The sequence below is a fragment of the Marinifilum sp. D737 genome (assembly GCF_026672275.1).
Lineage (GTDB): Bacteria > Bacteroidota > Bacteroidia > Bacteroidales > Marinifilaceae > Marinifilum.
In genome coordinates this window covers 1-14,209 of the sequence record NZ_JANQCD010000037.1, presented here as the reverse complement: position 1 = coordinate 14,209, position 14,209 = coordinate 1, and the positions used below count along the sequence as shown (strand labels likewise).

The 14,209-nt window shown below is 34.9% G+C and carries 9 protein-coding genes; 1 reads left to right on the top strand and 8 read right to left on the bottom strand.

Annotation, left to right across the window (positions count from 1 at the left end; genetic code table 11):
* Window positions 1–35: 35 nt before the first annotated feature.
* From NQ163_RS17345 to NQ163_RS17310, 8 genes are all read right to left on the bottom strand, one after another.
* On the bottom strand, window positions 36–1,346 hold the full coding sequence (locus NQ163_RS17345) for a glycerophosphodiester phosphodiesterase family protein (protein ID WP_268191597.1): 1,311 nt from the start codon (window positions 1,344–1,346) through the stop codon (window positions 36–38).
* Window positions 1,347–1,403: 57 nt separating this feature from the next.
* The gene (gene glpT, locus NQ163_RS17340; RefSeq protein WP_120240156.1) at window positions 1,404–2,741 is read right to left on the bottom strand and encodes a glycerol-3-phosphate transporter; all 1,338 of its coding nucleotides are present in this window, start codon (window positions 2,739–2,741) and stop codon (window positions 1,404–1,406) included.
* Between the two features lie 524 nt (window positions 2,742–3,265).
* Complete coding sequence (gene glpK, locus NQ163_RS17335) at window positions 3,266–4,762, bottom strand: glycerol kinase GlpK (protein ID WP_268191596.1); 1,497 nt, start codon at window positions 4,760–4,762, stop codon at window positions 3,266–3,268.
* 30 nt (window positions 4,763–4,792) lie between these two features.
* A complete protein-coding gene (locus tag NQ163_RS17330; protein ID WP_207784624.1) occupies window positions 4,793–5,146 on the bottom strand; it encodes a PadR family transcriptional regulator in 354 nt (117 codons plus the stop codon).
* A gap of 96 nt (window positions 5,147–5,242) precedes the next feature.
* Window positions 5,243–7,435, bottom strand: coding sequence for an AsmA family protein (locus tag NQ163_RS17325; protein ID WP_268191594.1), 2,193 nt, complete (start codon window positions 7,433–7,435; stop codon window positions 5,243–5,245).
* 167 nt (window positions 7,436–7,602) lie between these two features.
* Entirely contained in the window at window positions 7,603–8,418 is an 816-nt protein-coding gene (locus NQ163_RS17320) for a mechanosensitive ion channel family protein (protein WP_268191593.1), read from the bottom strand.
* 21 nt (window positions 8,419–8,439) lie between these two features.
* Window positions 8,440–9,957, bottom strand: a complete 1,518-nt coding sequence (locus NQ163_RS17315) for an OmpA family protein (protein ID WP_268191592.1) — start codon at window positions 9,955–9,957, stop codon at window positions 8,440–8,442.
* A 600-nt stretch (window positions 9,958–10,557) separates the two neighbouring features.
* On the bottom strand, window positions 10,558–12,339 hold the full coding sequence (locus NQ163_RS17310; RefSeq protein WP_268191591.1) for a DEAD/DEAH box helicase: 1,782 nt from the start codon (window positions 12,337–12,339) through the stop codon (window positions 10,558–10,560).
* Window positions 12,340–13,541: 1,202 nt separating this feature from the next.
* Here NQ163_RS17310 and NQ163_RS17305 point away from each other — a divergent pair.
* A partial coding sequence (locus NQ163_RS17305) for a hypothetical protein (protein ID WP_268191590.1) occupies window positions 13,542–14,209 on the top strand: 668 nt, incomplete at its 3' end.

Below are 14,209 nucleotides of genomic sequence, written 5' to 3'. Positions count from 1 at the left end.
TTACTTTTGCTTAATAATTTGTAAATAGAAATTGATTAGTATCCTAAAGCGTCTAATACTTCTTGAGCAGTTCCCACTACTACACGCTTCTGGTAATTCATAGAAAGATCTGTTAGGTTAGTAAATCCACCATCGATAAACATGTTTGAATTTACATCGTAATTAAAGTTTCCTTGTACAGTTCTATTTGGGTCTTCGAAACGTGATACTCCACCGTAGAAGTAATCTCCATTATACTTTCTTAACTGATCTTCAGTATCGAATGAGTATGCATGAACAAGCATTCCTGCTCTGTGATACATTTCACACATCCATGGTTCTGTAAGGTCTGGATATTTATTAGGCTTACCTTCGATTGAAGGACCTGCAATATGACAATTGTATTCTACTGAGAAATTAATGAATTCAGCTAAAGACTCAATTGTATTAGATGGTCTTACATATGAAGCACTTTCATCTTCCCATAATAACATACATTTTGGTACTCCTGGTAATTCTCTTTCAAGATTAACGATTGATTGTCTTGAGAAAGACTGTAAAATGAATCGTCCATTTGTGTTCGCTACATCAACTTTTCCTGGGGTTGTAGGAATTGTTTTTGGAGAAGCAGTAACATTCCAACCTTCAGCAGTTAAGAATGTTGCCAAGTCAGCTTCCATTCCTGAGAATAGGTAAGGCTCTTTGGTTTCTGCATAAACACCTGGGCGGTTACCATTGTCTTGTGGATCCACTTCAAATTCATAATATCCTACCCATTCACCAGCGTCATTAAGTCTGGTCATATCTTTTACAGGCTCACCATTTACATCTCTTTTGATTCTGTATCCTTCTGCAATTTTCATTACTTCTTCAAGAGTAGAAATTTTCTCTCCTACAAATGACTCTCTTGCATTTTCAGGTACATCAACATTAAACCAAGCACCTGCATCAAGTTTTCTCAATTCAGCCAATGTAAAGTAACTTACTGGATAATCTTCTTTACCTGGGAAAACACTCTCAATATTTGATGTTCTTCTTAAGTTATTATCATGAAGAGCTAACAAAACACCATCTTTTGTTCTTTGTAAATCAATTTCAAGATAATCTGCACCCATATTTCTTGCCCAACGGAAAGCTGCTTCTGTTTCTTCCGGAGCCCAGAAAGTTGACCCTCTGTGTGCAATCACGATATCTTTCTTAACGTAATCTCTAACTATCTTAGCTTCTGCACTTAATTCTTTAAGTGGATAAGTTTTGTAGTAGTTAAATTCATTGTAATCTGGTGTATCATCTTCACACCCTGCTAAGCCTATAGAACATAAGGCCATCGCACCTAATAATAGGTTCTTAAGATTAAATTTTTCCATATGATTTAAATTTTGAAGGTTAATTTCTATTTATGATTAAATCTTTACTTCCGAATTTTAATGATGAATTCCATTGTGTCCTCTTATTTCTTGTATCCACGAAACGGCAATAAAAAGAATCGATAACACACAAGCTCCAAGAAGAACCATAAATCCACCTGTCCAACTCCATTTGTCAACAACCGCGCCCATTGCAATATTTGCAAAAAGAGCACCTCCCATATATCCAAACAAGCCAGTTAAACCAGCAGCTGTACCAGCAGCTTTTTTAGGTACCAAATCAAGAGCATGAACACCAATAAGCATTACCGGACCATAGATTAAGAAACCAATACATACTAATGCGATTGAATTTGCTACAATAGAGTCACTAGTCCAGTACATGAATACTGAGACAGTTACAAGCACCATATAAATAATACTTACAGGAGCACGTTTCCCCTTAAATACACTATCACTTAAATATCCACACAAAAGAGTTCCAGGTATTCCTGCCCATTCGTAAGCAAAATATGCCCAACCAGTTTCTTCAATAGAGAAGCCTTTAGCCTCTTCAAGGTATAATGGAGCCCAATCTAAAACACCGTAACGTACCAGATAAACAAAAGCATTTGCGATTGCAATCATCCACAAAAGTCTGTTCTTAAGAATGTATTCAAGAAAAATTTGCTTTGCAGACATTTCTTCTTCAAACTTTTCTGAATATGAATCCGGATAATCGTCTTTATATTTTTCGATGTTTGGTAAACCACATGATTGAGGTGTATCTCTTATTAATAGCCAGGCTATAAATGCAACAAGCAATGCTACCAAGCCAGGGAAATACAATTTGGCCTGCCAGTCAACAAAAATTGCTACACCTAAAATTGCCAAAGGACCAATAATACCTCCACCAACATTATGAGCTACATTCCAAACAGACATTTTTGTTCCACGCTCTCGAATAGAGAACCAATGCACCATTACACGGCCACAAGGAGGCCATCCCATTCCCTGAAACCATCCGTTCAATAATAAAAGAACAAACATGATGGCTATTGACGATGTTGCAACTGGCAGTATCCCCATAGCAATCATTGTAATTGCTGACAATACCAACCCAAGAGTTAAGAAACGACGAGCATTACTTCTATCCGAAACATTACCCATTATGAACTTACTCAATCCATATGCAATAGATACTCCTGATAATGCAAATCCTAACTCAGTTTTAGAATATCCCAAATTCACCAAATCAGGCATTGCTAATGAGAATACCTTTCTAACAAGGTAATAACCTGCATACCCCAAGAATATCCCTAAAAACACTTGCAGACGCAATCGTTTGTAAACTGGGTCAATTTTGTTCTCAGGCAGCATCTCTTTATGAGCAGCTGGCTTTAAAAATCCAATCATTTTAAAATAAATTTATGGTTATTGTAATTTTGAATATTATTATTTCCTACACGTGTATTATTTATAACTCACACTCCCAGAAATCCCAAATACTTTTATAAACAGCATTTTCATGTTTTATTGATATACTTTTATTCGAGTCAATTATCTCTGAAAAAAATGTATATAAACAATCCTCTAGTTGTTCATCAAATTTGACATCTTTCATAGTAGCATTGAAAAATAAATCCTAATACAAAGCACATTGCTTAACTATGTATATAGTGTAAAAAAAATGTTCACTCTAAATCTCTAAATTAACTTTTATTACCCGTATGTTAATTTTAATACTATGTGAATGCGACAAAACTAAATAAAATACTTAGCAATGCAATGTGCATAGTTAAAAAAGATACTATTTATAACTATTCCAAAATACCTTTCCACCCTAACAACCTATACTACAAATAAATACATGTATCTAGAAAAATAAAAAGGGTCATTTCAAATATGAAATAACCCTTTTTATTTTTAATTATACTTTTTTATTCATCCGCATCTATCCAATTTTGAGATCTGCTAACAGCCTTCTCCCAATATTTTTTATGATGCTTCACTATTTCTTCATCCATTTTCACTTCATATTCTTTGTCCAGTTTCCAATGATCTTGGATCTCTTCTACACTATTCCAAAATCCTACACCTAAACCAGCCAAATAAGCTGCTCCAACAGCGGTAATTTCTTTAATTTCCGGTCGTACAATTGGTATACCTAAAAAATCGGCTTGATATTGAAGCAAGGTATCGTTTGCCATTAATCCTCCACCCCTTAATTGCTCTACTTTTATACCAGAGTCAGCCTCCATGGTTTTCAAAACATCAGATGATCGATGAGCAATACATTCTAACGATGCACGCGCAATATGTCCAATGCTAGTGCCCATATTTAATCCCCAGAAAGTACCTCTTGCATATTGATCCCAGTAAGGTGCGCCTAATCCAGTAAAAGAAGGAACAATGTAAACTCCTCCATTATCTTTTTCCGTTAGTGCAAGTAATTCAATTTCCTCAATGGAGTGTATTAGGTTTAAACTATCGCGTAACCATTGCACTACAGCTCCTCCTATAAAAACACTCCCTTCCAATGCATAGGTAGGTTTATCACCAATTCCCCAGGCTATTGTTGTAATCAAATCGTTTTTTGACTCTACAGGCTCATTGCCTGTATTCATCAACATAAAACATCCTGTATTGTAGGTGTTCTTCACCATCCCTTTCTCGAAACAAGCTTGTCCAAAAAGTGCTGCCTGCTGATCACCACAAATCCCGGAAATTGGAATCTCCTCACCAAACATTGACCTGCGGGTATGTCCATAAATCTCACTAGATGAGCAAACTTTTGGAAGAATTGATTCCGGAATATCAAGTAATTCCAACAATTCTTTATCCCAACACAAGTCATAGATATTATAAAGCATTGTACGACTGGCATTCGAAACATCTGTAATGTGAAGCTCTCCTTTGGTCAACTTCCAAATCAACCAGCTATCAACAGTTCCAAATGCAAGCTTACCCTGCTCTGCTTTTTCTCTGGCACCTTCAATATTATTTAGTAACCACTGTATTTTAGTTGCAGAAAAGAAAGCATCCAAAATCAGTCCAGTCTTTTCTTTGATCTTTTGTGAATACCCCTGCTCCTTTAATTTATCACAAAGGTGTGATGTTCTTCTATCCTGCCAAACTATTGCATTGTTAATTGGTTCTCCTGTTTCTCTATCCCAAATAATTGTTGTTTCTCTTTGGTTGGTGATCCCAATACCTGCAATATCTTTTCCTGTCAGTCCGGTTTTTGTCAATACCTCCTCAGCCACTGATGCCTGTGAATACCAAATTTCCTTGGCATCTTGCTCAATCCAACCTGGCTTAGGATAATACTGCTCATATTCTTTCTGAACTTGAGCAACTATTTCGCCTTTCTTATTAAATAAAATAGCTTTTGAAATTGACGTCCCTTGATCTAAGGATAAAATATAATCTCTCATTCCTCTGGTAATTAATTGCATTTAACAGTTTTACGCATTCTCCTTTATCCTTGTAATAGATAGATTTAAGGAATCCACATACTCTCGCATAATTTCCAAGTGCGAAGCACCTTCATCGGTAAGTTTGTAGTATTTTCTTGGAATACCAGTATCCATTTCTGCCCACTCCGAAGTAACCAACTTCTCTTTCTTAAGTCGGTTCAAAAGCGGATAAATTGTACCTTCCGCAATTTCAAGGGAAGTAAATTGATTCATTTCACTAATTAATTCGTAACCATAACATGGCTTCGATCTTAGCAACAGGAGGATAATGTATTCCAACAGTCCCTTTTTAAATTGAGACTTCCATTTTGTTATAAAGTATTCGTTGATTTCGTGATTCATGGTGTAACAAACATATAAAAAAATACATAGTTTTACAAGATATCTTGCAAGAGTATAGTCTTAAAATGTACAATGATTTTCCAAATTATATGCTAACTACTTAATAGATACCTCTACTCTGAATTTTGGCTTTTTTTGTTGATCTGAAAGATTTCTTAAGTCCGCGGTTTTCACAATAAAATTATCCTGAGGGATTTGCAAACTATCCAATAAGTAACTCGTTATTTCTTTGTTCCTCTCTTTAATCAGTGAATCAAGCATTTGATTGGCCTTCACATTGCCTGTTTTTTCAAAACAAAGCTCTATCAAGCTTTTTGACACTTCTGTACTATCCTTCACCAGATAATTTCTAAACTCTAAAGATTGGTTTGCCCAATTCTCCAATTTCTTACTTTTCAAATTTGGCATTTCTTCAGACCTTGATTTAAAATAATCATTAACACAATCTTTAAGAATCAAATAATTCCGTTCTTGTTTGGTATCTGTTTCTTGTGTAAAAGAGAAGACCAATTCCTTCTTCTTCTGTAGGATCTCTGAAATATCTTTTAAAGTTGACTTTTCTTTGTCATCAAGTGAAACACTCGAATAATTCAATTGAATTGTTTCAATATCTTCAGGGTTTGTACCTGTGATACTTCCAAGAATACCAAATGGTTTAGCTGCAGTCTTTACCAGGAAATTCATTAAGGTTTTCCAGATAATCCTACCCAGCTTAAAATCTGGTTCATTTGGGTTACCTGATACTGGTAAATCGAATTGAATGATATCATTTTGATCCTTTAGCAAATACAGTGCTAATCTAACCGGTGCCTTTATGGTATTTGGATCCTTAGTTTTCTTACCAAAATCAAACTCAGAAATTTTAATATTATTTTGATTATCCATATGATCTGGCTTCATATCAATACTGCAGTGATAGTTAAAGGTTCCCTGGGTTATTGGTCTTGCGATGTAGAACTCTGTATATGGAGAAAAACTCATCAATTCCAATCCGGTAAGTCTTGCTCTTAAATTAAAATCGTGAACTTCCTGCAAATTGAAATTCAAGCTTCCTTTCAACTTTCCTCCTCCATTTAAGTTCATCGAATAACTTAAAGGCACATGATTTGAAGTTTCCGTTATTCTACCAAGATTCAGAGCAATGTCTTTAATATCATAAACAAAGTCACGATTTAAAGTTTTATCGGAAAATTGCAACAAACCACCTTTAACAATTACACTATCAATAGCATAAAATAAGGCCTGATCCTGCTTTAAAGAATCTTGCTCAACTTTTTCTAATTCAGCTGTATCAACAGTCATTACAGGTTCAAATATCCTTTCAAAATTGGTATTCTCTTTAAAAAGAGTAGCATAAATTTCAGGCTCTTCCATTACAATCTTTCCAATTTCGTAATGTGATGTACCAATGTTTAATGAATCGAGATTTACGTTTGTTGATTTTGCAGCAAGAAATCTTTTGCCTTCCAAATCATTTAATGAAAAATCCTGCAAGCTTGTATTTCCTTTAACAAATACATCCATAAAATCGGTCATACTCCCATTAATTTTTAGAGAGGTATTCATTTTCCCATCCATACTAGAGATCTTCATATAATCCTTGGCATAAGCCATAAAAGGTTTAATATTGATATCCGTAACCTTTAAATCAACCATATACCTTTCGGTAGCATGATCTACATTTGCATTGATTCCAACATTACCTTCTCCTCCTATAGAAAAGTCCACTCCCATTTCTGATTTTTTATTGTCCCAGGCAATCAATGGCAGGTCCAGATTTATATCTTTTAAATCAAGTAAATTATCCTTCTGCTTATCGAAGTATGCGATATAGCCATTTTTTATTTCAATATCGTAAATGGAAAATTTAGTGGTGCCCTCTTGATTCTCCTGAATTGTATCAGTTGTTACTTCTTCACTTACCAATAAATCATCAAAATTGAATCCAACACCATCCTGAATAACAGACACATTTAATCCATCCAAGTAAATTTGTGAAACCGAATATTCTCCGGAAATCAACTTCCAGGGTGAAACATTAACATACAATTCATTGAAAGATAAAAACTGATCTGCATCATTACTTTCGTACAAACACAAACCATTTACCCGAACCGATACTTTTGCGTAATTAAAGTGTAATTCTGCAATTTCGAGTTTTCTTCCGATAAGCTCTTCCGAATGATTAACAAGGTAATTTTTCACTATTGTTGACAGGAAAAAGAATAACAAGATAAGTGCTGTCAGTATCGACAATAATATGATCTTCTTTTTGGATAATCTCTTCATTTACTTCAATTTTTCTTTCATTTGTCAGATGGTCCCGATAACTATCAGGATTATCATGATTAATTGATATCAAAACTAACAATTAGTTTATGATTTAATATGCCTCCTTTAAATTTTCGATAAAAAAAAGGAGGCCATCGCCTCCCTCTAATTTAATTTCCATATCATTAATGATTATAAACATGAATGTCTCTTTGTGGGAAAGGAATTCCAACTTCGTTTTTATCGAATTCCTTCTTCACTGTTTCTTGCATGTAAAAGAATACTTCCCAGTAATCAGCTGCGTTCACCCAGGCTCTTACCGTAAAATTCACCGAACTATCAGCTAATTCTGAAACTGCAATAAAATGTGCAGGATCTTTTAGAACCTTTGGGTGATTGACTAATAATCCTTCAAGAATTCCCTTAGCTTTATCGATATCATCAGCATAACCAATTCCGAAAGTCATATCAACTCTTCGGGTAGGTTGAGTTGAATAATTAATCATCGATCCGGTAGACAAACCTCCATTAGGAATAATAATGGTTTTATTATCGAGCGAAAGCAAAATGGTGTTAAATAACTGAATTTCCTTAACTACTCCAAGGTAGCCTTGGGCCTCTAACAAATCACCAACCTTAAACGGCTTAAATATAAGGATCATCACTCCTCCTGCAAAGTTTTGCAATGTTCCCGATAAAGCCATACCTACTGCCAAACCTGCAGCACCTAATATGGCAATAAAGGAGGTCATTTGAACCCCTATCATACCAATAACCGAAATAACCAGCATTACCTTCAATAGAATACTGAACAAACTAATGATGAATGGCTTTAAGGTTTCATCCATTTCTTTCTTGTCCATCAGTTTTTTTACCCCTTTTGTTATTGCCTTGATGATCCACAATCCGACTATGAGTGTGAGAATGGCAAGTAGTAATTTTGGCGCATAAGCTAACGCCATAGACCAGAGCTGATCTGATTTAGCAAAAATTTCATCCATTTTTCAATTTTTTAAGGTTTCTTATTTAATAAACAATACAAATTCAACCCTACGGTTCAAGGCTCTACCAGCTGCTGTTTTATTATCAGCAACAGGATTTGCTTCACCATAACCTTTTGCAGTAATATTACTCTCCAAAATCCCCTTGGATATAAGATATGACTTTGTTGCTAAAGCTCTTTTTTCACTAAGTTTCAAGTTCATATCATCTCTTCCAATACTGTCAGTATAACCGGAAATCTTTAAAGAATAAGCAGGATTCTCATCCATAATTTTTACAACCTCATCCAGTATTTTCATCGATTCAGCTGTTAAAATATCTCTACCCAAAGCAAAATTAACATTCCTGGCTGCCAGCTCAAGTTGCTTTTTCACTTCAACTTTAATTTCCGGACATCCATAATTTTCAGGTAAACCAGCCTGTTCAGGACACTTGTCTTCTTCATTTACAACACCATCCTTGTCATTATCAAAAGCACAACCTGATTCATCCACACGATATCCCGGTTTCGTATCAGGACATTTATCCAGCGCATCAGCAACACCATCCCCATCAGAATCAGGGCAACCATTCAATTCTTTCAATCCTTTTTCCTCAGGACAATGATCTTCTGAATCCTGCACTCCATCTCCATCAGTATCAGGACAACCATTAAAATGAATTTCGCCTTTAACATCAGGACACATATCATCTTTATCGGAAACGCCATCTCCATCTTTGTCGGGACAACCTTTCAACAGTTTATCTCCTGCAAGCATCGGACATTCATCCTCATAATCAGCAACACCATCACCGTCAGAGTCCAATGGACACCCATGTTTATCTACAACAATTCCTTCCGGAGTATTTGGACAATCATCTCGTCTATCACTCACACCATCACCATCGGTATCCTTTGATTTTCCAAAATTGTAAACTACACCTATGGTATTGTGCAAGAATTTATCGTTATACTTTTCAGTATTTCCGGTTTTACTTTTAATACCATCATACCTGTCACTAAGAGGATAATAAATCCCGGATTCCAAAGCAACACTCCATCTGTCATCAATACGAACAGTTAATCCAGCACCATAATAAAAGTTAACATTGTCATATTTCTTATTGAAATCAATCTCCTTAACCCTTCCTTTCGCTTTTGCATGTGTATATCCAAGACCAGCAATTAAAAAAGGTGAAATTCGGGATTCCTCATTCAACAAGTAACCGTTATTAAATTTATACTTTAGGTTTAAGTTAGCATTTTTCAACCAGTCATCAAAATGGCCTATAGCACTTTCCGTTTCGATATTAAAAATACTTAAACGCAAAACGCCATCAAATGAACGATTCAAATATCGTCCTAAAGTTGCGGACCCAATAAGAGGATCGGCATTACTAAACTCCCAAAAATCATTGGTAATATCTCCCTTATAATCGTTAAAATTAAGATAAATACCAACTCCCCATTTTTGATCACCATTTTGCGCCTTTACAGCATAAGAAAAAGATATTGTCAATAAAATAAACAATATCGCTTTTACATTCATTTTTTTCATAGCATGAATTTTAAGTGAATAATTCAAAAATTACATATCTCTGAAAAGAGATTGAAAGAATTAAACTAAATAAAAGTCAGCTTACACTAAAACCCATACTAAACTATTTATCAACACATTGGGTAATTTTATGGTATTATGTATGGTTTTATTAAGGTATTATTTAACATGTATGTGGTTTTTATATGGTTAACACGCTACATTTGTTCAAAATATTGAAGCGGATTCTGCATCATACTTTCACATGTTTGACACATCACCTATTGAATTACAGTCAAATTTTCATCCTTACTTCTTTAGATGCAACTGCTGAAATTAGCGTACTATACTCAGAAAGGAAATGAGCTTACAGGAAATTGTGCAAGAAATTCTTTTTGAAACCGGTGAACTTATCTACCAGCATTAAAGCCTTATTGTCCTTTTATGTAATTCACACTCTATCCCAACAGGGATAGCAACAAAATAACAATTCTCTTGTTGGTTCCAAGGAACCGGAAAGTCAGAGGCTTTATATTTTTCATGTAAACTTATTTGGTTCATTGAAATAATCTGGGGTATAGTCAAGATGTACTCAGCTTGTTAAAGCAAAAAAAAGGAAGCTTATGCTTCCTTTCTATTTCTGTCCGAAAATCTTTTCCCATCGCTTTTTCCTCTGCGATCTTTGAAAGAATCTTTTCTACCATATCCTCTATCTCTGCGATCTCCTCTATCTCTGCGATCTCCTCTATCACGATCTCCACCTCTCGAACGTCCTTTTCGAGGACCTCTATCTGAGGTAGGTCGATCACCCGACACTTCGATTCTGATTTTTCTGCCACCAATTACAGCGCCAGCAAAACCTTTAATAATATCATCGGTAAATCCTTTATCAACATCAAAGAATGAGAAAACACCTTTTAAATCAACTCTACCAACGTTTTTACCACGAACACCACATTGTTTGTGAATCAGATTTAACAAACGAGGTACATCAATCCCGTCTTTCTTACCAATATTGATAAACATACGGTCTTCGCCCTTGTTGTCTTCTTTTTTATTTCTGCGTTGAGTAGTTGATTTCAGATTCAAATCATCTGCATTTTTGTAATACTCCCAAAAACGGTTGAATTCCAATGAAACAAAACGCTTGATTAAATCTTCGCGACTTAATTCTTCGAGCTCTTCGTTAATTCCATCGATAAATGGAGCAATTTCTTCCTCTTCAACCTCAACCTGGTTTACTCGCTGCATGAAATTCATCAATTGTCTTTCGCAAACCTCTTTACCTATAGGAATTTTCACCTGTTCGAAATCAGTTTTTAATCTTCTCGAAAGATCTTTTACTTTACGCTCCTCTCTTGGAGTAACCAAAGCAATGGAGATTCCTTTCTTTCCTGCACGAGCCGTACGACCGCTTCGGTGAGTATAGAACTCCAACTCATCAGGCAAGTTGTAGTGAATTACGTGAGAAAGATCATCCACATCAATACCACGAGCAGCAACATCAGTAGCAACCAATAGCTGCAGCGAGCGGTTTTTGAAGTTACGCATTACCCTGTCGCGCTGTACTTGTGTTAAATCACCATGTAAAGCGTCGGCATTGTAACCATCTTTCATTAACAATTCGGCAACTTCCTGAGTTTCCTTTCGGGTTCTACAGAAAATAATACCGTAAATGTCTGGAAAAAAATCAACAACACGTTTCAACACATTGTAACGGTCGCGATTGTTCAACATGTAATATTGATGAGAAATATTCTTGTTGGTTGTATTTGCTTTTCCTACAGTTACCTCAGTAGGATCTGTCATGTAATTTTTAGAGATTCGTCGAACTTCTGGTGGCATAGTTGCTGAGAACAACCAAGTCACTTTTTCTTCGGATGTAGCAGACAAGATGGCATCAATGTCTTCTTTAAATCCCATGTTCAACATTTCATCTGCCTCATCAAGAATTAAATATTCAACAGCAGATAAATTAACAGCCTTCCTTCTAATTAAATCAAGAAGACGCCCTGGGGTAGCCACAATTACGTGTGCTCCTCTTTTCAGTTTTCGAATTTGCTCTTCGATACTTGCACCCCCGTACACATTCACAACGTTCAGGTTTAAGATATTCTTTGAGAATGTCTTAAGATCGTCTGCAATTTGGATTCCCAATTCTCTTGTTGGAGATAGAATCAAAGCTTGCGGTATTTTTACCTGTGGCTCGATAAGCTCAAGCAAAGGTAAACCGAAAGCCGCCGTTTTTCCTGTTCCGGTCTGAGCCAATCCCACAAAGTCAGATCTTCCGTCGAGAAGAACCGGGATAGCTTGTTCTTGGATAGGAGTTGGGGTTTCGAAGCCTAATTCGGAAATAGCTTCTAGTATGGCCTTTGATAGACCAAGATTTTCAAATGAATTCATTCTATAATTTTTATGAGCCGCAAAGGTAGCAATTAAAATAGGAAGTAAAGCTTATTTTGAATAGAATGATACAAATTAAATTTTAAGAGTTAATTTTCTGATTTTTAAAGAGAAAGAATCAAATCAATTACTCTATTTTTTCTTTAATTAATATGATGTGTAATTGTGATGATTTTAAAAGGAAAAAGAGAGTTAAAATCTCTCCGGCTTGTTAATGAAAAACAGAAATGAAAGATTCCAATTAATATCCTTAGCCATTTCACATCGGACTCAGCTTATTTATGCAATTTAATGAAACAACACCTCTTGTTTTAGAGTGTACAGTACGTGCTAATATGGTATGTATTGCACAACTTTTACTTACCAGAATTACAGAACTGTACTCTTTTCGGCAAAGCAATCCGTTATTATTTTACAGGTAACAATAGACTAAGCAAATAAAAGACAATATTAACTTATAGGTTTGAAAAGAGAATATAAATCGTTCTGTGAACAGGTATTAAATATCAAGAAACAAATATTAAGATTCAAGATATTATCTTAATACTTCAATATAAAGACATATAATTCCAATAATTAGGCTCGATTTTTCAATTTACGGATATATAGCCTTAAAAGATTGTATTACTTATTCAATCTTAAGACTTGCTTCTTCAATAAATAGACTTAATAACTCAATCTTAAGACATGCAACTTTAATAAATAGACTTATTTATTCAATCTATAGATGTTTTACTACAATAAATAGACTTGATTATTCAATATATAGGTATCTAATTATAAGAAATAGATTTTAAATTTTCATCTGCTGACTCATATTATTAAGAAACTAACTTGATTATTTAATCTTTATTATTACACCCACAATATATTAACATATATTTTCCATCTGCAATATCCATGCTTCAATAAATATACTTACCTACACAATACAATATCTAAATCAACTTATCAATCTTTTATGTATTTTGGTAAATAGATATCATACATACACAGAATAACAAACACTATCGATCCAAATACATATATTTATACACAAGACAGTTAGAGCGCTTCAAACAAGTTACCTTTGTAACAAAAACGACACATTCCACTTGCTTTTAATTGTTTTTTATTCGTTGTTTTCGGTTAATAAAAAAATATCTTTATTTTTGAATTACATACCAAGTTAATCAATCATAACAATTTAATCTCAACTCAAAATGAAAAAAACAATTACAGCAAGGCACAATGCCAATCAGCAAGTTTTATTTTTCTTAAACAACAATCAATCGAAATTTGCCCACATACCGGCAATGGTAAAAATGCTTTCAAACCTGGATACCTTAATTGAAGAAACGAACAGCTTGATTACCAAGGTAGGCAGCATTCCGGGCAAAACTGCGGGCAATAAAAACTTAGCCCGTGCCGAGTTAACAGCTATCGTTTTAAAAATCAGCAATATTATAAGGGTTTACGCCTTTATCAGCCAGAACAAAAACCTGAACAATTTTGTGGGCAATATCCACAATACTTTTCTGATAAAGATGAGAGACCAGGAGTTTTTAGACTTTTCTAAAAACTTACTTGTAATAATTACGCCACTTGCAACAGATCTTGCCGATTTTGGTTTAAGCGAAAAGATGATTGCCGAATTGGATACCGAAACCAAAGCCTACAAAAAGGTATTGACAGAACCCCGCCAATTAATTAACGAGCGCAAGACCACCAACGAATTGATTGAAGACAATATTGATAAAATCCACAGCTTGCTGAACAACCAGATCGATCCGATGATGGAACTGTTTATTGACGACAGGGAATTTTACCTGGCTTATAAATCGGCAAGAATGATTGTAGATCCTGCTAGTCGTAAAAAGACTGAAGAAAG